Genomic DNA, 22767 nt, shown 5'->3' with positions numbered 1-22767 from the left:
TAAGTGTTTTTTTTGTTTCTAGTTCACCGTTATTTCATTGTTTTTCAACCAGATTTCCTGTTTTCCTTTGATTAATTTCACAGAGGCAAAGTTTCTCAGTTCATTAACCCTGATAAGAATCTGGATTTGAGCTTTTTGATTGTCTTTATTCAGAGTTTCGAAGGCTTTTGTAATCTCCTGTGGATCGAAAATTATTGTTCCTTCGTAGATTTCTTTGCTTTCAAACCAACTGAAATATATTTTTTTAGGGACAGCTCTTTCTTTATTGCTGTTCCACTTCAGATCATCCGGGATATTTTTATATTCTTTGATCTGCTGATCTCCAAATAAAAATTCGTGTTCTCCATTTAATAAATAATAATCTACCTCATCGGTTATTCCGGTATTGGGGAATTCAAATTGTGTTCGCCAGTCATATTTCTGTCTGTATGTATCCCATTGTTTGTAAGGAATAGGTTTTCCTTCGTTTGCTTTTACGACTTCTTTTGGAATGATTCCAAACTCATGCATCACTTTATTCTGATAATTAGGATCGAACATATTTTTCTGTGGTCCGGGACTAAGAGCATCAATTTCGGTTTGAGGTATTGTGATCTTTTTCCCTTGATATCTCCCTACTTCCTGCTGTCTTCCCGCTCCTGAAAGCCAAATAACAACAGTTCCTCCGGGAGCAAATCCTACAATAATCTGATCATAATTTTCTTTTCTGGGCTGAGGATTGTCTTTACTTGTTGAGGGTACAAAATATCCGTCCTTAAAAAGTTTCTGTATTTTGTCGTACTCAATATCTGCATCTACTTCGTAAAATATTTTTTCTGCATAAGAAACCCAAATGACATGCAAATGGTTGGGAAGGCTTTTGTTTCCGTTACTCATCCCTCTGTTGGCTTCTCCCCATGATCCGCCTGTGGTTCCGCTATACAGGCTTGTAAATTCTCCATCTGCTGCTTCCAATCCTCCGCGATATACATCTACGGGATAACCTAAGGGAGCTGAGGTTGCCTCCAGCCATTCATATTTTGTCATTGTTTTTGTTTTTTGATGGTCTTTCTTTTCCTGACATGAGATCTGGGTAAAGAATAATATGCTTAATAGATATTTTATGAATTTGTTCATTATACAATTATTTATGGAAGTATGAGAGCAGAAATCCTCGTCATACCTTATCCTTTATTTACCTTGGCATCAATTTTACCAAGCACTTTCGCAACCCCCGAGCTTTGTAATAAAATATCTCCGTTTTTTGCTTTATGGGTCGTTGTGGAAGTTGTTTCTTTCAGATCACCTGTAATGTCGATCGTTTTATTTTCATTGATCGTTTGCGCATAATTTTTTGAAGTAAACTGGTGATTATTAATAATATTGATGGCATTATCATTTCCTACACTGGTTTTCATATCCTTTCCTACATTGATGGTAAGATTTTCACCGGCATTAAAGGTCATATTCTTAGGTGCCGTTACCGATATGTTTCCTTTTCCGTCCATAAAGTAGTTGTTTCCGCTAGGGTCGATAATGTTAACGCTACCTTCAGTATCATTCATTAAAATACGGATTCCACTTCTGGTCTGGATAGACTTCAAATGATTATCTATTCCACCACCGAGCCCGGTTCCACCGTGAAACATTCCTCCCATCACGAAAGGGCGATCCGGATGATTGTGCACAAACCCTACCATGACCTGATCTCCTACTTCCGGTATGGCAACATATCCTCTATTTTGAGTGATCTGATCTGTACCTCCGGCATCGGGAGACATCATTCGAATAAAATTGGTAGTATCGTGAAGCTGCCAGTCGAATCGCACTGTAACTCTTCCCTGCCCCAAAGGATCTGTATTCGAAATTACCGTGGCAATCTGAGGTTGTGCAATAGGTAAAGTAAAGTCAGGTGTCGGAATATATCCCGTATCTGAGGCAATCGCTTCAAATCTGCCTGAATAACGTCCCAGCGCATCCACTTCATGAATAACTTCTGTCATCATCAGTTTTGTAAAATAAGAAGTCTGGTTTGTATCTGTTTTCCGCATTTTGATATCGGCAACACATCCCGGATACAGAAAAGGAATGGTGGTTCCGCCTGAAACAGTAAATACTTCTACAGCTTTACTTCCTGCCGTACTCGTCTGGGAAATAACCACATCCATATCTGTAGCAGCTTTTATGGGAGCCACCTGTAGTGATGGAGTTTTGAATATTCCGTCGTTATTTTTATAAGCAGTTTTAGCCAGATTTCCTATATGCTGTATGGGTGTTTCTCCAGAGGTAAGTTTAGCATTAGAACTGCTGTTATACCCATAGAAACTAGGTTTTATATGAACCGCTTTTAATTCTACATTGACATCAGAGACATTACTGCCGTAAACCAATTCCAAAGCTTTATTCTGAGGAGGCATATTTCCGAAATGAAGGATTTCTCCATCATAATAGAACTGTTCGCCATAGGCTTCCGCCATTCTGCAGAGATAATTGTAATGGGTTTCATTATACTGCGCACTGTACAGGATCTGTGAAGAGGCTTTGGCATTGATTTTCACATCAAACTTACTGCTCTCTATTCCCTGCTTAATAACATTGGTGGCAATGATTCCCATATTGACAGGTTGGTCTCCTCCAAAACTTTGAGTATGAGGCGCAGCATCTAATAGAATGGTGGGACTGTACCCTTTTAAAACAATATTTCCAAGGCTATGATTTTCCTGGCTGAAACCTACTTTGGTAATCACTCCTACAAAGGTTCTTTCCGGACTTCCTTCTACATCTTTATATTTAAATACCACAGTAAGGCGTTTTCCCAAAAACTGTTGGGCTTCTTCCAAATCATGATTCTGTACACCGTTCAGGGTATCATGTGCCAAAGTAAGTTCAAAATCATGGTGCTTCTTTACACTTTGCTGTAAACGGAAATGCTTGAAGTGCTTTATCATTTTGCCTTCAATCACGATATCCAATTTCACCACACGGTTGATTCCAGGAATATGATTCTCCGAAATCTTTTCGGAATTCGAGACATTTTTATTCATATTATGTAAGGTGTTTGGCAAGATGTTCATTTTTGAATTAATTCTAAAAACAGACGATCTTCATATAAAGTTATCATTTTTTTACAACATTTAAATCACATGTATACGCTTTATTTTTAAAATTACGGCAATTCAATACGAAAAAGGCAGCGTTATGAATAGAATAAGAACAGACAAAAAAACAGAACAGCACCCTATCGGATGTACCATTCTGTTTTGATGTTTATTTGATTTCTAAGGGATTGATTCTTATGCAGAAGGCCATGCTCCATGGTAAGCGGAATTCCCCAAATCAATCTGCTCTGCACTTACAACAAAACTGATGTACATACTGTTTTCATCCACGGCATCGAAATCTACTTCGTGCTGGATAACGTACCCGTTTTGCCATTTTAAGGTGGTTAATGTTCCTTCTTCGTGAGATTTATTGAATGTTATTTCTCCCACAGTCGGTTTGTACTTACCGTTCAGAAGGCTTTCCAGAATGTCTGATTTTTCTGTAGCTTCTACCGTAATTTTGATAAGTGCATTGGAAGGATCTGAAGCTACACGTCCGGAAACGTCTGTAGATCTTGATACACTGTAGTTAAGCTTCAATAGCTTTTGTCCTTCTCCGTTGTTGAATTTTAAGATTCCTCTTGAATTTCTTTCTGCCATGATCGTAAATTTTAATCGTTAATATTTTGTGATTTGATGTTGGTTATATCACCAAATTTAGATGTATTTACGATAACAAAATGATTTTTAAGGATAAAAATGAAAAAGTGTAGTAATTCTACTACTAACAACTGTTAGGAACATGACTCTCTATAAATCAAAAACTTATAAAAAAGCATCATCCTATATTGACTCCGAAAACGCGTCCTACAAAAGCTGTAATGCCCATTGCCACTGTTCCCCAAAAACAAATTCTCAGCACCGCAATTTTAATGCTCGATCCTCCGGTTTTAGCAGATATTGCTCCCAGCAGCATCAAAAATATAATTGAAAAGCCATATTGAAAATACACCATCTGATGGATAGGAGCCAAAAGTGATACGGTAAACGGCAACAATGCTCCTACCGCAAAAGATCCAAATGAAGCCACAGCCGCTTGTAGAGGTTTTGCCTGAGTAATTTCGTTAATTCCCAATTCGTCTCTTGCGTGGGCACCCAATGCATCATGTTCTGTGAGTTCTGTAGCAACCTTCATAGCGGTTTCTTTGCTGCATCCTCTTCTTTCATAAATTTTCGCAAGCTCTCTCAGTTCTATTTCAGGCATCTGTTCAAGTTCGCGTTCCTCACGGATCAGGTCTGCTTTTTCTGTATCTTCCTGTGAACTTACAGATACATATTCTCCTGCTGCCATAGACATTGCTCCGGCAATCATTCCAGCTAAAGCGGCCAAAATGATAATATGACGTTCTGGCTCTGCTGCAGCCACTCCAATCACAATACTTGTGGTAGATAACAGCCCGTCATTGGCTCCCAATACCGCTGCCCGAAGCCATCCTACTCTGTTTACGTAATGTTTTTCTAACTTATGATGCATATCTGTGTTTATATTATTGAAGTTAGTTTCAAGGTACATTATTGAGCGGGAAGACATTATTGCTCTTATGGCATGTTTTATACATCTGATCTCTTCTGCCCAAACTCAGTTTAAAGTTATCAAATGTTTTTTCAAGAATGATTTTAAATTACGTTGCTTATTGAGGATAAAACCTCATCTGTTCAAAAATATAGTTTGGATTGTTTCTCAGCAGATCAATAAGCTGTTTGAGTTCGGATTCTTCCCAGGTTTTCTGAAACATTTCATCATGAATAAGCATCCCTACATTATTTTTGGTAAATGTTTTATCTGAGGTACAAAGCTTTTGAACCGCGGAATACATTTCACTCACCGTTTGTATTGGAGTTCCGTCTGAAGGGCGGTGCTGCCATTCCACATCCCAACCTACAACTTTATAACCAAGTGCTGCCAGTTGATCGGCAGTCTGTATTCCGTTGGTGACATCATTTTTTGAACGGCCTCCTAAACGCCACATATTACGTCCCGGAAGACGTACAATTTTATAAGGAAGTTTCAGAATGGTTTGATTGTACAGGATATCTTTTACCGATTTATCTACATCATTATAAAACGCTTCATAATGATCATTGGCGTGGGTAAAACTATGATTGTATTCATCTATATAAGGATTCTGATCATAATATTTGGCATAGGTATCCATCTGCTTGTCCTTTACCACATGCTCTCCTACCATAAAAACACTGATCTTAATCTTTTCTTTTAAAATAATATCATTGATATTTTCACTTCCGTTAAGCGGGCCGTCGTCGAAGGTAAGGTAGATATAGCATTTATCTGAAGGAGATACTCCTGTTTTTTGAGCATATAGAGAACTTCCGGTAAGCAAAAGAAATCCTGCAAAAGCAATAAAAAGTTTATTCATGATGAGTGGTTTACCAACAAATATAATAAGGATTTCAGTTTCAAAATATATTATTTTTTTATTTCGGGGCCTTTAATGAATATCAATTATTAGTTCAACACCGATTATAATGTACTGTTTTAAAAAGTTAATATTACAACTTAGAAAACAATATAAAACTTTAAAAATCAAACAACAAACAAATCAAAAAAGGCTTTTATCTTCACAAATTATGGTTTTCTTATCTTTGCAGTAATGAATTTACTATATATCAATTGGGACATCAATCCCGAGATCGTCAATATTTTGGGTATTCCATTAAAATATTACGGGTTGTTATTTCTTGCGGGTCTTGTTTTATGTTTAAACATTTTAAAAAAGATCTATAAAAAAGAAAATCTAAGCTCACAGGCTCACGAAGCACTTTTTTCTTATGCCCTTATCGGAATTCTGGTAGGAGCAAGATTGGGACATTGTCTTTTCTATGATTTTGACTATTATTCTCATCATGTGTTAGAAATATTTCTACCTATCCAGAAAGGACCTGACGGAGCTTATCATTTCACTGGTTTTGCAGGATTAGCAAGCCACGGAGGAGGTATAGGATTGGTAATTATGCTGCTTTTGTATGCAAGAAAATATGCTATTCCATTTATGACGATATTGGATGCGATAGCCATTGTACTTCCTTTAGGAGGAACGTTCATCAGGCTGGCGAATCTGATGAATTCGGAGATTATAGGAGTTCCTACGAATGTTCCATGGGCTTTTGTTTTCAAACAGGTAGATAATTTACCTAGACATCCGGCTCAGCTTTATGAAGCGATTTCTTACCTGATTATTTTCCTGATCGTTTATTTCATTTATAAGAAAAATATTTTCAAGATTGGAAAAGGATTCTATTTTGGAATCAGTATTCTGCTGATCTTTATAATGAGAATTCTGATTGAATTTATCAAAGTAGATCAGGTTGAATTTGAACACGGAATGATATTGAATATGGGACAGCTTCTCAGCATTCCTTTTGTTCTGTTAGGACTCTTCTTTATCATTAAAAGTATATTGGAAAAAGGAAAGATAAAAACCACTTAATTTCCCGATTCATTTTTACATAAAAATCTCCCTGAAAATTAATTTTCAGGGAGATTTTTTTAACGAATTATATCAGATTATCTTGTTGTATATCCTCCATTGGCAAAAATAGTCTGCCCGGTGATCCACCATCCGTCCGTTACTAAAAACTCTACCAAAGGGGCAATGTCTTTAATATCAGTAAGACCTCCTAACGCAGATGCAGACTTGTGATAAGCCACCGCATCATCCGTTTCCTGTCCGTAGAAGAAAGGAGTATCCATTGGGCCAGGTGCCACAGCTGTTACAGAAATTCCTCTTGCTCCAAATTCTTTAGATGCAGCTCTTGTAAAATGTTCTACCGGCGCTTTTGCCCCCTGCATAAGTAGAATATAGTCCTGTATAAGCAGCCAATAATGAGGTAACAATGGTACAAATTTTACCATTATCATTCAATTTTTTACCGGCTTCCTGCAAAAAGAAATAGGCTGACTTTGAATTGACATTGAACATGGTATCGTATTCCGCTTCTGTAGTTTCTGAAAACGGCTTTTTAAGGACCATTCCTACTGTATTGATAGCGATGTCTATTCCGCCAAAACGCGAAATGGTTTCATCAAAAAATTTCGTAAGGTTTTCTACTTTGGTAAGATCTCCCTGAAACAGAAATGCTTCTCCTCCCAACGCCTGAACTTCAGCCAGTGTCTTTTCGCTTTCGGCTCTGGAACTCTCGCTATTGTAGTGGATGGCTATTTTGGCTCCTTTTGCAGCAAAATCCTTACTCAATAAACCACCAAGGTTTTTACCTCCTCCGGCAATTAAAACAACTTTTCCTTGTACATCTTGTGTTGACATTTTTTCTATTTTAAATGTTAAGAAGACAAAGATGAATAATAAAAGTTACCTCAACATGGTGAAGTTTTCGGGAGTTATCTTAAAATTTAATCCGAATCGTTATGCAAAATGGAGATATCCTCCTATGAATTTTATAAAATTTTCGTTTAAAACTAAAACTCTGTTCATTTTTTTCACAACACCATGATAGAGAAGAAGGGTAGCTTTTTATTTATTATGTTTTGTTGCCATCGTTTTTATCAAAAATTCAGGAGTTGTCATCATTATACTCTTAATTTTTTATACAAACAGTACTTCATCAATATTTCACTATTTACCAGACAGATACACCTTACAATATGGTGCCTTTATTAAACACTTCAATATATTTCACCAATCGTGGTACATTTTAGGCACAACATTTGATACTTTACCACCCGTATTATACACCACTTCATTCTATAATATATTTTTTTTCACAAATCCTCAGCAAGCTGGGGATTTTTTGTGAAATCTGCAAAAAACAGCTTTATATCCTGTTATGTTCCTGTTATAAAGAATTTTGGCGCTTGGAAGAAAAAACCATTTCTGATAATCAATCATTTAAAAGAGCATTATTCATTTTATTGTTGTATATTTGCATATTATTAACCAAGTCATTACTTTGTTTTCTGTAACGACCAGAATAACTTTTATTCAGTCTTTGCTTTTTGAGCAGCCATATTTTACACTTTTATTCTTCTATTAAGAACAAACTTGTCGGAATTTTAAAGCTCTGTATGATTGGGAAAATCCAAAACAGGAAACATCGGCAGGCTTTATAGGGGTCTATTGGAGACCGGAGTGAACAATACAATTTATAGAAACTAAATACTAAAAATAATTTATGGCAGATTCTTTTTCTAAAAAGGAAAATTTCAAGAAAAAAATTCAAAAGCAAAAAGAAAAGGCGCTAAGACGCGAAGAACGTAAAACGAACAACAACAAAGGGAAAGACATGGAGGATGTATTCATGTACGTAGATGAATTCGGAAGATTGACTTCTACTCCCCCTGAACAAAGACAGGAAGTAAACCTTGATGAGATCCAACTGGGTGCAGCTCCTATCATTGAAGAAGATCCAAGAAAAACCGGAATCATTACTTTCCACAGTGAAAAAGGATATGGTTTCATTACTGAAGACAATACTAAAGAAAACATCTTCTTCCACAACAACAACTGTGCAGAAGCGGTAAAAAAAGGAAACAAAGTATCTTTTGAAAAAGAAAAGTCTCCTAAAGGATTTTCTGCGGTAAACATTCAGATTGTTAAATAATATTTGATCTATTGATTTGTGAAATCTTACAAATCAATTGTAAATAATACAGAAAGCCACCTTTTTAGGTGGCTTTCATGCATCGTAAAAAAAAGTAAAAATTAATCCAGCTTCCCACCCAATGCTTTAAACAGCAGAACGTTATTTCTGGTATTCTGATGCTGAAACTGCAACAAATCCAATTCAGCTGTAAGTTTGCTCTTTTGAGAGTTGATCAGTTCAAAATAATTGGCGTATCCCGTCAGATAGAGATCATTAGAAACCTCAACTCCTCGATCCAGAAAACCAACTTCCTCGGATTTCAGTTTTAAAACCCGCTCATAGATCTTTGTCTGTTTCAGGATAGACTGAAGCTCATTAAAAGCTGTTGTAATACTTTTCTGATAGTTTAAAAAAGCAATTTCCTGCTCTTTGCTGGCTACCTTGAATTCATATTTCAGCTGACCTTTATTAAAAACAGGAACCATTAATCCTCCTAACAGTTGCCCAGCTAATGAACTTGGCTTGAAAAGAGTTTCAACGGAGAAGGAGTTTAGCCCAAAACCTGCTCCCAAATCAATTTTTGGATAAAAAGCAGCTCTTGCAGCCTTTGCATCTGCCTGGGAAGCTTCCAAAACATAATAATTGGCGGCAACATCCGGTCTGGAATGAATCACCGCTTCTACATTAATCGTTTTATTAAGAACATCCAAATTGGTCGGCATAAGCGTCTTACCCCGTTTTACTTCTCCGCCGTAGCTTCCTGTAAGGGTTGTAATGGCTTGCTCTACGGTAACAATCTCGACTTTAATATGTTCAATCTCAGCAAGCCAGTTGTTATTCTGTGCTTTAAACTGCTGTACTGCAAGCTCTGTGGCCTTTCCTACTTCACGCTGAGCCAAAACAATTTCAAACGCTCTCTGCTGAAGATTATAGTTTTTCTGATAAATTGCAAGTCGGTTGTCTAAAGCTACCAGCTGATAATACAAATTAGCAATATCTGTGAAGAGTTCAACCTGAAGCAGCCTTAATCCTTCTGTAGAAGCCAGGAATTTCTTTTGGGCAGCAATCTTTTTATTTTTCAGCTTTCCCCAGGCATCGATTTCCCAACTGCTTCGGGCTCCTAACCAATAATTGGGAGTGAAATCCCGGTTGATCTTCTGCTCTTCAGTAATATTGGGCGAAAGATTGGTATCGTAGTTTCCTACTCCTTCCATTGTATATTTTCCGTATCGGTTTCCGGAAACTTCTGCCCCCACTTCAAGAGAGGGCAAAAGATCCATTTTAGAACGTTGGAGAAAGCTGTTGGCAATTTCCACTCTTTGCTGTGCAATCTGAAAATCCGGGTTGGCCTGTACTACTTTATCAAAAAGCTCAAGTAGAAGAGGATCTGTAAAATATGCTTTGAGATTAAGATGCTGAAATTCTTCTGAACTTGCAGGTTTAATAGGTGATTCAGGTAACGTTTGAGCTTTTTTCAGATCTGCGACCTGCGGAACAGCACATGATACTAAGCTCAATACCACAATTCCGTATATTATATTTCTATGATTTAATCTTTTCATCTTTCTTCTTATTTTCAAGTTTTGCAAAGAATATATACAATCCCGGAATGACCACCAGTCCGAAGATGGTTCCGATCAACATTCCTCCCGCAGCAGCTGTACCAATGGAACGGTTACCAATTGCTCCCGCTCCTGATGCGATACACAAAGGAATAAGCCCCGCCACAAAGGCAAAGGAAGTCATCAGAATGGGACGCAGACGCTGTCTTGCTCCTTCGATAGCTGCCGGAATGATATCAAACCCCTGCTTATTTCTGGCAACGGCAAATTCTACAATCAGGATGGCATTTTTAGCCAAAAGTCCGATTAGCATGACCAGAGCCACCTGTGCATAGATATTATTATCTAAGCCAGCCAACACCAAAGCGATGTAGGAACCGAAAATTCCTGTTGGAAGACTTAATAATACGGGCATTGGAAGAAGAAAACTCTCGTATTGGGCAGCTAGTAAAAGGTATACAAATAAGAGACAGATCAGGAAGATATAAATGGTTTGATTTCCTGATAAAATCTCTTCCCTCGTCATTCCCGACCACTCAATATCGAATCCTCTCGGAAGGACTTCTTTTGCTACACGTTCCACTGCTGCAATGGCATCTCCGGAGCTATACCCTTCTGCAGGTTCTCCGTTAATCATCGCAGACATATACATATTGTATCGGGTTAATACTTCCGGGCCGTAGACTTTTTCGATGGTGATAAATGTGGAAAAAGGAACCATTTCGCCTTTATCATTCTTTAAGTATAGATTCAGAATACTTTCGGGAGTATCTCTGTGCTCAGGGCTTGCCTGAACCATTACTTTATACATCTGGCTGAAACGGATAAAATTGGTCGCATAATAAGACCCCAGCATCGTCTGTAGCGTAGACATGGCATTATCTACCGAAATTCCTTTTTTTGCCGCCATATCATAATCTACATTGATCATATACTGAGGGAAAGTAGCATCAAAACTGGTAAAGTTGTTTTTGAGCTCAGGTGCTTCATTCAGTTTCTTCACAAAATCTTTGGTGATTTTATCTGTATTTTCGATGGTTCCTCCGGTTCTATCCAACAAACGCAGTTCAAAACCACTTGTATTTCCGAATCCGGGAACTGTTGGAGGCGCAAAGATTTCAATCTGGGCATCTGCAATACTTTTGGTTTTATCTGAAAGCTTTTCAATCAGCTCATTAACTGAGATATTTCTTTCTTTCCAGTCTTTAAGGTTGATCATTGCCATTCCGTAAGATGAGCCTGCAATTTCTGTTACAATACTATACCCTGCAAGTGTTGTTACGTTTTCTACGCCTTCAATTTTCTTTGCAATGACGGTTACTTCATCCAGTACTTTTTCCGTTCTTTCTACCGTTGCTCCCTGTGGTGTGGTTACACTTACGTATACCATTCCTTGATCTTCCATAGGAATAAAACCTGTGGGTAAAAACTTGCTCGTCACAAAAGTTAGCCCAACGAATAAAAATAGAATCCCAAAAGTCACTGTGGTTCTTGTTGCAAATTTTGATAAAACTCTAACATAACCATTGGTCAGTCGGTCAAATCCGGTATTAAAACTTCGGAAAAACCTATCAATGATTGTTTTCTTTTTATTATGATCGTGAGGTTTTAAAATAATGGCACACAGCGCCGGAGTAAGAGTCAATGCATTTACTCCTGAAATCACAATACTAATAGCCAGCGTTAATGAAAACTGTCTGTAAAATACTCCTACCGGACCATCAAGAAATGCTACAGGAATGAATACGGCAGACATTACAATGGTAATAGCAACTACAGCTCCGGCTATTTCTTTAGTAGCACTGACGGTGGCATCCATGGCATTCATTCCTTCTTCCATTTTAACATGGACGGCTTCTACAACAACAATAGCATTATCTACGACAATTCCGATGGCCAGAACCAAAGCAAAAAGCGTCAATAGGTTTACTGAGAAATCCAACATATTCATAAAAGCAAAGGTTCCTACCAATGCTACCGGCACAGCCAGTACAGGAATTAAAGTTGAACGCCAGTCCTGAAGAAATATAAATACTACAATTCCTACCAGAATAAAAGCTTCAATAAGAGTTGTAAGTACAGCACTGATAGAAGCATCCAAGAATCTGGACACATCATAAGCCATGTTATATTCCATTCCCGGAGGAAAGGATGATACTTTCAGCTCTTCCATTTTGGTCTTTACACTTTCTATTACTTCTGAAGCATTAGAACCGGGGCGCTGTTTCATCATGATCGAAGCGGAAGGTCTTCCGTCTGTCTTGGAAACCATTCCATAATTCATGGCTCCGAATTCTACTTTAGCAATATCTTTCAGCTTTAGAATGGTTCCGTCTACATCTGATCTTATGGGAACTTCTTCATATTGTTTAGGTTCGAAGAATTTCCCTTTATATTTAATAACGTATTGCAGCTGGCTGGAGGTTTTCCCGGAGGTTTCTCCCACCTTTCCAGGTGCTGCCGAGATATTCTGCTTTTGTAATGAGGTAATCACTTCATCAGCCGAAATATTGTAAGCGGCCATCTTCTGCGGATCCAGCCATACTCTCATGGAATACTCTTTTTGGCCCATGATTTCTGCACGTCCTACTCCATCAATACGCTTCAGTTCCTGAAGAACATTAATATCCGTAAAGTTGTAAATAAACTGTTCGTCCTGACTAGGATCTGTACTCGTAATATTGAGGTACATCAGCATACTGTTTACCTCTTTTTCTGTGGTTACTCCGGCCCGGATTACTTCTTCAGGAAGCTCATCAAGAATGGTTGTTACTCTATTCTGAACGTTTACTGCTGCCACATCAGGATCTGTTCCTACTTCAAAGAAAACCTGAATCAAGGTGAGACCGTCATTAGAAGTTACGGTCGACATATAAGTCATTCCCGGAACTCCATTGATTGCCCTTTCTAAAGGGAGAGCCACTGCATTGGCTGATACTTCGGCATTCGCTCCCGTATATTTTGCGGTTACCGTTACAGAAGGCGGTACGATATCCGGAAACTGGGTAATCGGCATCTTTAGAAGAGCCATAATTCCCAGAAGTACAAACACTATGGAAATAACCAACGAAAGAACCTTTCGTCTTATAAACATTTCTACCATTGTTAATTGATTTAAAGATTATGAAAGGTTAATACTTCTTTTTGATTTTGATGACATCTCCATCTTTCAAAGACTGAGTTCCTTCATAAATGATTAAATCTCCCTTTTTAAGACCACTTTCCACCATGTAAGAATCTCTTAAGGTTGTTCCGATCTTAATATTGGTCATTTTCACTTTGTTCTGTTTATTAACCACAAAAACATAAGTTTTATCCTGAATAGAGAAGGTAGATTTCTGCGGAATAAGAATGGCGTTATTCTGTTGCTCCGAGATAATAAGCTTTCCGGAAGTTCCGTGCTTGATCAGTCGGTCCGGATTTGGGAAAAGTACTTTATAACGAATAGATCCGGTAGCTCTGTCTATTTCTCCTTCGGCTGTTTTTAAAGCTCCGTTAAACTGATAATTTACGCCATTAGGAAGCGTCAGTTCGATTTTCTGATGATTCCCTATTTTGTCATTAGCCAGAAGCTCAAAGTACATATTTTCCGGAATCGAAAAGTAAGCGTAGACTTCATTAAGCTGAGACAAAGTGGTTAATAAAGTTCCATTTTCCACCAAACTTCCGTCTTTAAGAGGAATCACATCAATAACTCCATCGAAAGGGGCTGTGATCTTCGTAAAACTAACTTTCTGAAGAACAGCTCTCTTCTCAGCATCAGCAAAGGATTGTTTAGCTTGTGCAGATGACAGTTTTGCCTTTACCATTTCAAGTTCGTTGTTGGCAACAAATTTTTTGGCATGAAGACTCTGGATTTGTTTCAATTCTACTTCTGCAATTCTTACATCGGCTTGAGCCTGTTTCAGCGCGGCATTGGCTTTAAGAAGTTCCATCTGAAGTTCAGCATCGTTAATTTTAAACAGAGCTTGCCCCTGATGCACAAACTGTCCCTCATTCACATAGATATGCTGAATAATCCCTCCAATCCTGGAACGCATTTCTACGTTTTTCTTAGCCTGAATATCAGTGACAAACTGGTTGCTTACCAGCGTATCTTTTTCTTTGATTTCCAGTACGGGAACTTCTTTATCTTTCTGATTGTTTTTTTTGTTGTCTTTACTGCATGACACAGCGAATAATATTGCAAGACTGCAAATTATTACATTTTTAAAATACATTTTTAAATGTTTAGGTTATAAAATTTCCGTTAAAATGATTTGGTTTTCAGAAATTTACCCCTAAAACAATTGGAGGAGATGGAGGAAAGATTTAACTCCGCAAATAATGGATAAGGCAATATTAGGAAGAGTAATTTTAGGAATAACTTTTAGAATTCCTGAAAAATCACCTACTGCGAGCTCATCTTTACGAACAGAATGTTTTACAATTTTAGAGGCTGCAGGCAGTGCATGCGTGTTCATATCCGCCTCTTCGTAGACATCCAGCAGGTAAATATTACTTACATGAGGAACATGCGGAATATCCTGCAACGATTCTTCTGCCCAATTCGAATTGAATAGAGAAAAAACCAGTAGGATATAAAATAAGAAAAATGACCTCAGACCTGCCATGTCAAACAGAACACATTAGTTTTTTAGTAAAAAAACGATAATTCTGCAAAATTAGGGATTTTTAATGGAGTTCCTGTCCTTTTACTGTTAAAAAAACGTAAAGAATATACAAACGTATGAATATTTTCAACCCTAACAACACGGTAAATTTTAATAATCAAATGATTAGAGTTATCAAGGTTTTTGCTAATGTATTTGATTGATAAAAGAAAAGATTTAAACTTAAAACGGATTGTTTTAAAACAATTTACTCAACACTCTGAAACGATAATCAAAAATATGTTCCAGTTTCTTTCTGACAAAGAGATTGTGAGCTATTTCCCCCAGAAAGCCCATCGGAAGTTCATAATCAATTGTATCTTTCATTAGCACTCCTTCTTCATTGGGAATAAATTCATGATGATGGTTCCACAATTTATACGGACCTTTTCTCTGAAAATCGATAAAACTTTTCTGAAAATCTACGTGAGTGATCTCGGTCTGCCATTTCATTTTAATTCCAAACAACGGGGAAACATAATAATCAATCAGCATTCCTTCATAGATTTCATCATCTTTCATTTCTGTTAAAACGATAAAACCCATGTCTTTTGGAGTGATCTCTGACAGATTGTTGGCTGAAGAGAAAAATTTCCATGCAGTTTCTATATCACAGCTCAGCTGCTGTTCCCTTACAAGTTGGTGTTTCATACGAATGATTTTATATTCGAAAACGAATGTGTTTAATTTTTCACACCAAAATTACGATTATAGATTAACATTTCGTCTTTAATTATAGATCCACATTAAAACAGGTTTTCCAGCCTTCTGAATCATTGGATCAATCTCCCGCATCGCGTTGTTGGAAATTGTAGGACAGCCCCAACCTTCTGGAGACCCTTTGGGAAAGACTTCCTGATCACTCATCTGATCCCAGGAATGAAAAACAATAAATCTTTTCAAAGCATTGTTGTTGGTTTCTTCAAGGCCATGCATCAGATATTTTATATGAATTCCCCAATCGCTGTAGCCTCTTCCCTGCAATTTGTATTTTCCAAGGGATGAGAGGTGGCTGCCATCATCATTGCTGAAGCCGGGATTGTCTTTGGAATCATCTTTACTCCATGAATTGGTTCCACACCCATGTCCTACCAGATATTTTCCGGAAACAGCATTCTTTTTAAAATCCCAGATAAAAAAACGGTTGACGCCTGAGTGAAGGCTCATATCAATCAGAATACAGAAATCGGAATTCAAGTTTTTCGATTTACAGAATGTCAATGCTTCTTCAGCTTTCGCTTTGAGTCTGGACAGATCGGCTTCCGGTTTCTTTTCAACTTCATCCGAAGTAACTATTTCTCTTATTATATTACCTCTTCTTTCCTGACTACAGGAAAAAACGAAAGTAAGGGCACATAGCAAAAAGATAGACTTCATTATTTATAGTGTCGAAAAATTCCAAAATCTGTTGGTGTCCAAAGTGCAGCTTTCTGTCCGGCAGCTTTTAAAGCATTATTAGACCATGTATTGCAAGTATATAAAAAGCTGTAAGTACCCTGAGCATCATAGAACGCATCATTATCACTATATACTGCATTGGTAGGAATAAGGATGAAATTTCCATTCTGATCTCTGTCGAATTTATTTTCTACATATTTCACAAGATTTTCATACTGTCCTCTGCTGATCATAATCATTTTACAATCTTCACCTTCTTTCATGGTGGTATAATAGGTGCAATGCATCGCCGAATCGCTCAGCCAAAATGCGGCTTTCAATGCTGTAGATAATTTGAGATCAGCCCAAGTTGGTGTATCAAGGTAAAAACCTTTGTCTCCCCATCCTATTCCGATATAATGATAGTCTGTTCTTTTGGATTTTGTATTGGCAAAAGGAATTTTAAGACTCCAATCCTGAAGATCGTTTTTCACAGGCATCACGATGTCTGTATGCACGCCATTGGTATAAATATAAATAGGTATTTCTTTCTTCTGTCCGTCATCTTTAGCAGAAACAGAAATAAAGGGCAATCCAAGCCCCAGCAGCACATAGATAAGAACTAATCCCAAAATGATTCCTATCGTTTTGAGCACATACATTAAAATAATTTTCACCGTCATGTTTTTTAATAAAATTTAATCTACACTTTTTTGTAAAAGTATTTGTTTTAATCGAAAAAATCGTTAAATTTAGTTACGAAATATTCACAAATATGCGTAAAAATACCAAATCCCAGAAAAGATTTAAAGTAAGAGTAAAAACTGCTCCAAAAAGAATACAAAAAAAACGTTGATTTTCGGTGAGATTTGATCTCCTGAAAATCAATTTTTCTTTTTAGGAAAGGCTTTTCAAGTAACTTATTGAAAAAAATCTTTACCTCCTTACAGCAAAAAGTTGAAGGAATGGTCGTTTATCTGCTTTAGTTTGGAAATGAGAGAAATTCCAAAGAAGGAATTGTCACCAAAAGTTGAGCCTAAAGTAAGTCTGAAGATTTCTGTAAAAATTCAATATTGCGCTTCAGGCCTGCAAATTTGGTTCTTTTCACGGGTGATTTTCTAAAGATCTCTGAGAAAATTTCTTGGGTAAGTTCTTTCCATTCTCCTTTTTTGAAGTTTTTCAATGCTTCGTTAGGCTTAAAACGGCTTTGTTTATTGGGTGCTGAAAAACGGTTCCATGGGCACACGTCCTGGCAGATATCACATCCAAACATCCAATCTTCCATTTTATCTTTAAAATGGGCCGGAATTTCGTCCCTAAGCTCTATGGTTGCATAGGAAATACATTTGCTGCCATCAATAATCTTTTCTGAAACAATAGCATCTGTAGGACAGGCATCAACACATTTTCTACAGGTTCCGCAATGGTCTGTGGTTTCATGATCGGGAACAAGTTCAAGTTCACAGATAATTTCAGCAAGAAAATAAAAAGAACCGTTTTGTTTAGTAATGAGATTGGCATTTTTCCCTACCCATCCTATTCCCGATTTTCGAGCCCAGGCTCTTTCTAGAACGGGCGCTGAATCTACAAAGACCCTAAAACCGAATTCTCCAATTTCTTCCTGCAGTTCGGCAACCATCTCGCGGAGAATTTCTTTGATCACCTCGTGATAATCTTCTGCGTAAGCGTATTTGGATATTTTATAGTTCTCCAGTACGGATATTTTTTCTTCAGGAAAGTAGTTATAGGAAAGTGAAATTACAGATTTGGAACCTTCAACCAGAAGTCTTGGATCAAGTCTTTTGTCGAAATGATTTTCCATATATTTCATTTGGCCGTTGAAGTTGTTCTTCAACCATCGTTCAAGGCGGGGAGCCTCTTCCTCTAAAAAATCAGCCTTTGAAATACCACAGTTCTGAAAACCAAAACTTTTTGCTTTGGCTTTTATCAGTTGAGAATATTTTTCGGCATTTGCATTCATAATTTCACACTGCAAAACTAAGATTATTTTATGAATCTTTCAGGGTACAATCATTTTCATACATAACTTCTATGCTGTTTCTTTTCTTAAAATTTATGCCTTCATTAAGATTTTTTTCAAAAAAAAATTACGTAATTTGGTTCATAATTTAATGTTTAAAATAAACAACTATGTCTTTAATAGAAGTAATACAATCTGGAAACTATGAATTGATCGACGTTCGTGAGCCAATGGAGCTTGAAATGGACGGAAATATAGAAGGAGCTAAGAATATTCCTCTTGGTGAAGTAGAAGATAGACAGGAAGAGATTTTATCTATCGAGAAACCGGTAATCTTATTCTGCAGAAGTGGAAACAGAAGTGGAAAAGCTTTGGAATACCTTACTTCTCAGGGATTAAAGGAAGGCTATAACGGCGGTGGCTGGGCTGAACTGAAAGATACACTTGAAGCAAACAGAGGAACTTTTTAAAAGTTCCTTTTTTTATATTTTTTCGTGATGAATTTAAAAGATCATTTTGTACAGCTTTGTTCGCCTTTTACTCAAAACCAGGCTTTCATTTTCTCTTTATGGAAGGAAATCGAAACAAAATATGCTGAAAAAGGCAGACACTATCATAATCTTCTCCATTTGAGCAGTATGTTTACAGAGTTGGAAGAAGTGAAAGATCAGATTATTAATTTTCCGGCAATTTCTTTCGCTGTATTTTATCACGATATTATTTATGATGCAACGTCTAAATCTAATGAGGAGAAGAGTGCTTTAACGGCTGAAAAAAGACTTAAAGAACTTGGATTAGCCACTCACGAGATTACTTTGATCTCTGAAGAAATTCTTGCTACAAAACATCATCAGAAATCTGACAACGGAGATATTAATTATCTTTTGGATGCTGATCTTTCTATTTTGGGGAAAGATTGGTCTATTTACTCAAATTATACACAAAATATTAGAAAAGAATATTCCATTTATCCGGATTTACTTTATAAACCTGGAAGAAAAAAGGTACTGAATCACTTCCTTGATCGTGAAAGTATTTTTAAAACTGACTATTTTAAAGAGCAATATGAAGAACAGGCAAAGAAAAATATTGACGCCGAACTTAGCTTATTGTAATACTACCTTATTGTTTTCAAAAGATCTATTTCAATGATATTATTATCTTTCTTCAGCCTTTCTTTGCTACTTTTTTCTACGTCCCGAACAACATCTGCGCCTGTACGAAGATTTCCTACACTATCACGATGGTCAATTATTTTACCTTCTATATAACGTTGCCTTGTGGCTGCAGCGGGATCTTTTCTATATTTGACAAAAGCTTCTTCAAACTGTTTCCGCGTCAAGGTAAGTTCTTTAGCTCCAGAATTTAAATCAGGGTATTCTATTTCTTTGGATAAGTTTTTAACTCCTATCAATTCATAGATGTGACTCTTCGTGACATCTTCCATTTTAACAATCAACCCCGGTAATCCTGAGAATTTATAAGGGCCATCCTGTATCGGAATATCTGTAGTAAACCATGCGATCCACTTTCTGCCTCCAAAATCAGCTGTTGCTTTCTGACTGTTATACTCCCCGATTTTTTGTTTAGCAGGATCTATTTTCCAGTTAATTATTCTATTCTCTTCAACACTTATTTTCCCTAAGCCGTAATCGGTGGTCAACAAGAAGATCTTACCATTTGTTTTTTCCACTCTATATAAAATAGGAGCATTCGGAATATAAAAATTCTTTTTCTGTGCTTCTGCTATTGAGGTAGAGTCTTCTGTAAACTTGAAACGACTGTAAAACAAAGATTTATTATTAATAACATCTAAAAACATAATGTCTTTAATAATATCTGTGGTATTTGTAGAATCCGGAATGCAAGTATATTGATAAATGAATCTTTTGTTCTGCGCCTGTGCCATCTGCGTAAAAAAGAAAAGAATGAGAATAAAATATTTCATAAAGGATGTTTTCTGGTTTTAGTCAAGAGCAAGATACGTTTAATTACTTAAATATTAATAGTTTACTTAAAACAAAAAAAGACACCTTTCACAACGTGTCTTTTTTTATATTTTACATTAAAAATATTTACCTATAAATTCTGTTACCTTTTCCAATACAAGCTCTGGAACTTCCTTGTGTGGAGTATGTCCTACTCCTGAAATTATATACTTTTCTGCGTCTCCACTCACCTGCGTAATTGTTTTTTCGACCTGATCCAGAGTACCATATTCATCGGCTTCACCCTGAATAAATAGTAATGGTGAAGTAATATTTTTAAGGAGATATTCTATATTCCAACTTCTGTAATCATCGCGTGTCCAGGTTTCTGTCCAAGCTCTGAAAAGGGTTTCCACTTTATCACCGTGATATTTTTGCAGACGTTCTGGAAGGTTCGTTGTTTTATAAGCTTCCCAGGCATCATAAACTCCTTTCAATGTTACCTCTTCCACAAAAATATGTCCGGCTTCGCAAATTACAGTATTAACTCTCTCTGGATATTTGGCTGCTGTAATAAGGGCTATTGTTCCACCGTCACTGTGCCCGAAGAGAATAGCTTTACTGATATTTAACTCCGTTAAAAGATCATTCAATATATCGGCTTCCAGTTCCATATAATTTACCGGTCTCTCGTGAGTAGGCATCGGATATGACTTTCCGTATCCCAGACGGTCATAAGCAAGAGTATTGCATTGTGTTGTTTCAGCCAGTTTCGCGGGCAGATCTCTCCAAAGCTGTACTGAACCTAAGGAATCATGCAAAAAGACAATGGTAGGTCTATTTTCAAATGTGTTATTATATTCTATATATAGGTGTTGTTCGCTTATATTTACTATTTTATTCTCTATCATATTTACAATCATTTTAAAATTTGCCACCCAATAATTCTATTGACTCAAATCCGAACAAAAATACCAATTAGCAAAATAAGTACGAAATATAAAGCTTAAATATGTAAAAAGTCCCGATATAATCACCTAAATCAAAACAATATTCAAAAAGTAATATATTTTTATATCTTTATTGGAAAAAATCCGGATGGATACACTGGGAAAACAAGAACTGGAATTATTAAGAATACTCCAAAAAAGCTCAAGATTTGATATTACCGACCTTACGGAAAGACTCAACATGTCCCGTACTTCTATTTACGACAAAATAAAGAAGCTGGAAAGCGAAGGTTATATTACCAATTATGTAGCCTTGATTGATCCTAAAAAAGTAGGCTTAAATTTCACTGTCATTATAACAGTATCCCTCAACAGCCAGCAGATTGAATATGTAGAAGAATTTTCTAAAAAAATTGCTACACTTGATGAAGTTGTTGAAGCCTACGTCACAGGGGGAATTTTTGATTACATCTTAAAAGTTGTGGTACAGAGCCCTGAAGCTTTCAGTGAATTTATAGCGACAAAACTATCTGTGATTCCGAATATCAGTAAAATTAAAAGTTCATTTGTGATGAGTCATATCAAACAGTCTACGGAACTTCATTTTTAATGTAAAAGGAACCTTTGCTCAGGTTCCTTTTCTATTATAAAGTTGGCATTTTCACTTCTTCAAATTCTTTCAATAACTGACTGAAAACAGCTTCAACCGGAAGTATATCATTAATCAAGGCAGAAACCTGTCCTATTTCTAATTCACCATCTTCCATATCTCCTTCAAACATTCCTTTTTTTGCTCTGGCTCTTCCCAATGATGAAATTAAAGCTTCTTTATTGCGTCCTGTCTGATAAATCTCTTCCAGCTCATTGAAGAATTTATTTTTCACCATTCTTACGGGTGCCAATTCCTTTAAAGTAAGATGTGTATCTCCTTCCTGCAATTCTATGATCTTCTTTTTCCAGTTTTCATGGGCGCTGGCTTCGGTAGTGGCAGCAAAACGCGACCCGATCTGTACTCCGTCTGCCCCTAAGATCATTGCTGCTTTCATCTGTGATCCTAAAGCAATTCCTCCTGCAGCAATTAATGGTTTCGATATATGTCTTTTCACGTTAGGAATAAGGCAAAAAGTCGTTGTCTCGTCTCTTCCATTGTGTCCTCCGGCTTCAAAACCTTCAGCAACGATAGCATCAACCCCTGCATCTTCACATTTCGCAGCAAATTTGGTAGAAGAAACGACGTGAGCAACTTTTATTCCTTCCTTTTGAAGGGTTTCGGTATAGGTCTTAGGATTACCTGCTGAAGTAAATACAATTTTCACTCCTTCTTCAAGAATAATCTGAATAATTTCCTCCAAATTGGGATACAACATGGGAACATTTACCCCAAAAGGTTTATCTGTTGCCTGTTTACACTTTTTAATGTTTTCTCTTAAGATATCGGGATACATGCTTCCTGCACCAATTAATCCCAATCCACCACAGTTGGAAACGGCGGAAGCTAATCTCCATCCTGAGTGCCAGATCATTCCAGCCTGTATAATGGGGTACTTAATATTAAAAAGTTCTGAAATTCTATTTTGGCTAGTCTGCATATCATGAAGTTTTTTTGCAGCGTTGAAATCTATAAAATTACTCATATGTAAAAATACTAAAAACAAGTATTATCAGGCTCTTGTACTGA

At 36.8% G+C, this 22767-nt stretch carries 21 protein-coding genes and 1 pseudogene; 5 read left to right on the top strand and 17 right to left on the bottom strand.

Features of this window, described 5'->3' with window-relative positions:
* Positions 1-18: 18 nt before the first annotated feature.
* The 5 genes from ACL9RH_RS00355 to ACL9RH_RS00335 form a co-directional block, all read right to left on the bottom strand.
* Positions 19-1116 (bottom strand): DUF2931 family protein, encoded by a 1098-nt coding sequence (locus tag ACL9RH_RS00355; protein WP_422691337.1) that lies wholly within the window; start codon positions 1114-1116, stop codon positions 19-21.
* Between the two features lie 47 nt (positions 1117-1163).
* Positions 1164-3023, bottom strand: a complete 1860-nt coding sequence (locus tag ACL9RH_RS00350) for a type VI secretion system Vgr family protein (protein ID WP_422691336.1) — start codon at positions 3021-3023, stop codon at positions 1164-1166.
* Positions 3024-3272: 249 nt separating this feature from the next.
* A complete protein-coding gene (tssD, locus tag ACL9RH_RS00345; protein ID WP_422691335.1) occupies positions 3273-3680 on the bottom strand; it encodes a type VI secretion system tube protein TssD in 408 nt (135 codons plus the stop codon).
* A 178-nt stretch (positions 3681-3858) separates the two neighbouring features.
* Positions 3859-4554, bottom strand: a complete 696-nt coding sequence (locus tag ACL9RH_RS00340) for a VIT1/CCC1 transporter family protein (protein WP_422691334.1) — start codon at positions 4552-4554, stop codon at positions 3859-3861.
* A 157-nt stretch (positions 4555-4711) separates the two neighbouring features.
* Complete coding sequence (locus tag ACL9RH_RS00335; protein ID WP_422691333.1) at positions 4712-5458, bottom strand: polysaccharide deacetylase family protein; 747 nt, start codon at positions 5456-5458, stop codon at positions 4712-4714.
* Between the two features lie 234 nt (positions 5459-5692).
* Between ACL9RH_RS00335 and lgt the strand changes: the two genes are divergently transcribed.
* Entirely contained in the window at positions 5693-6529 is an 837-nt protein-coding gene (gene lgt / locus ACL9RH_RS00330; RefSeq protein ID WP_422691332.1) for a prolipoprotein diacylglyceryl transferase, read from the top strand.
* A 77-nt stretch (positions 6530-6606) separates the two neighbouring features.
* On the opposite strand, the pseudogene ACL9RH_RS00325 reads toward lgt, so the two are convergent.
* A pseudogene (locus tag ACL9RH_RS00325) lies at positions 6607-7363 on the bottom strand (SDR family oxidoreductase).
* 865 nt (positions 7364-8228) lie between these two features.
* On the opposite strand from ACL9RH_RS00325, the gene ACL9RH_RS00320 reads away from it, so the two are divergent.
* Positions 8229-8657, top strand: a complete 429-nt coding sequence (locus ACL9RH_RS00320; RefSeq protein ID WP_422691331.1) for a cold shock domain-containing protein — start codon at positions 8229-8231, stop codon at positions 8655-8657.
* A 101-nt stretch (positions 8658-8758) separates the two neighbouring features.
* Here ACL9RH_RS00320 and ACL9RH_RS00315 read toward each other — a convergent pair whose 3' ends face one another.
* From ACL9RH_RS00315 to queG, 8 genes are all read right to left on the bottom strand, one after another.
* Entirely contained in the window at positions 8759-10201 is a 1443-nt protein-coding gene (locus ACL9RH_RS00315) for a TolC family protein (RefSeq protein ID WP_422691330.1), read from the bottom strand.
* Positions 10182-13304, bottom strand: coding sequence for an efflux RND transporter permease subunit (locus ACL9RH_RS00310; protein WP_422691329.1), 3123 nt, complete (start codon positions 13302-13304; stop codon positions 10182-10184). The genes ACL9RH_RS00315 and ACL9RH_RS00310 overlap by 20 nt, the downstream gene beginning before the upstream one ends.
* 28 nt (positions 13305-13332) lie before the next feature.
* Positions 13333-14421: an efflux RND transporter periplasmic adaptor subunit gene (locus ACL9RH_RS00305; protein ID WP_422691328.1), complete on the bottom strand. Its 1089-nt coding sequence runs from the start codon at positions 14419-14421 to the stop codon at positions 13333-13335.
* A 60-nt stretch (positions 14422-14481) separates the two neighbouring features.
* Positions 14482-14814, bottom strand: a complete 333-nt coding sequence (locus tag ACL9RH_RS00300; protein WP_422691327.1) for a hypothetical protein — start codon at positions 14812-14814, stop codon at positions 14482-14484.
* Positions 14815-15051: 237 nt separating this feature from the next.
* Entirely contained in the window at positions 15052-15504 is a 453-nt protein-coding gene (locus ACL9RH_RS00295; RefSeq protein WP_422691326.1) for an SRPBCC family protein, read from the bottom strand.
* Positions 15505-15582: 78 nt separating this feature from the next.
* Positions 15583-16230, bottom strand: coding sequence for a murein L,D-transpeptidase catalytic domain-containing protein (locus ACL9RH_RS00290; RefSeq protein ID WP_422691325.1), 648 nt, complete (start codon positions 16228-16230; stop codon positions 15583-15585).
* Complete coding sequence (locus tag ACL9RH_RS00285; RefSeq protein WP_422691324.1) at positions 16230-16913, bottom strand: TIGR02117 family protein; 684 nt, start codon at positions 16911-16913, stop codon at positions 16230-16232. Before ACL9RH_RS00285 ends, ACL9RH_RS00290 begins: the two co-directional genes overlap by 1 nt.
* A gap of 353 nt (positions 16914-17266) precedes the next feature.
* Entirely contained in the window at positions 17267-18211 is a 945-nt protein-coding gene (queG, locus tag ACL9RH_RS00280; RefSeq protein WP_422691323.1) for a tRNA epoxyqueuosine(34) reductase QueG, read from the bottom strand.
* A gap of 170 nt (positions 18212-18381) precedes the next feature.
* Between queG and ACL9RH_RS00275 the strand changes: the two genes are divergently transcribed.
* Both ACL9RH_RS00275 and ACL9RH_RS00270 read left to right on the top strand, forming a co-directional pair.
* Complete coding sequence (locus tag ACL9RH_RS00275; RefSeq protein WP_422691322.1) at positions 18382-18681, top strand: rhodanese-like domain-containing protein; 300 nt, start codon at positions 18382-18384, stop codon at positions 18679-18681.
* A gap of 27 nt (positions 18682-18708) precedes the next feature.
* Positions 18709-19326 carry a hypothetical protein gene (locus ACL9RH_RS00270; protein WP_422691321.1) on the top strand — a complete coding sequence of 206 codons (618 nt, stop codon included), beginning with the start codon at positions 18709-18711 and terminating at the stop codon, positions 19324-19326.
* Positions 19327-19328: 2 nt separating this feature from the next.
* On the opposite strand, the gene ACL9RH_RS00265 is transcribed toward ACL9RH_RS00270, so the two are convergent.
* A complete protein-coding gene (locus ACL9RH_RS00265; RefSeq protein WP_422691320.1) occupies positions 19329-20159 on the bottom strand; it encodes a GLPGLI family protein in 831 nt (276 codons plus the stop codon).
* Positions 20160-20276: 117 nt separating this feature from the next.
* Positions 20277-21050 carry an alpha/beta fold hydrolase gene (locus ACL9RH_RS00260; protein ID WP_422691319.1) on the bottom strand — a complete coding sequence of 258 codons (774 nt, stop codon included), beginning with the start codon at positions 21048-21050 and terminating at the stop codon, positions 20277-20279.
* 187 nt (positions 21051-21237) lie between these two features.
* Here ACL9RH_RS00260 and ACL9RH_RS00255 point away from each other — a divergent pair, with 187 nt between their 5' ends.
* Positions 21238-21699 (top strand): Lrp/AsnC family transcriptional regulator, encoded by a 462-nt coding sequence (locus ACL9RH_RS00255; RefSeq protein ID WP_422691318.1) that lies wholly within the window; start codon positions 21238-21240, stop codon positions 21697-21699.
* 34 nt (positions 21700-21733) lie between these two features.
* Here ACL9RH_RS00255 and ACL9RH_RS00250 read toward each other — a convergent pair whose 3' ends face one another.
* Positions 21734-22723, bottom strand: coding sequence for an NAD(P)H-dependent flavin oxidoreductase (locus ACL9RH_RS00250; protein ID WP_422691317.1), 990 nt, complete (start codon positions 22721-22723; stop codon positions 21734-21736).
* Positions 22724-22767: the final 44 nt, after the last annotated feature.

The organism is Chryseobacterium sp. Mn2064, from assembly GCF_049319685.1.
Taxonomy (GTDB): domain Bacteria; phylum Bacteroidota; class Bacteroidia; order Flavobacteriales; family Weeksellaceae; genus Chryseobacterium.
This window is presented reverse-complemented; position numbering and strand designations above follow the sequence as displayed.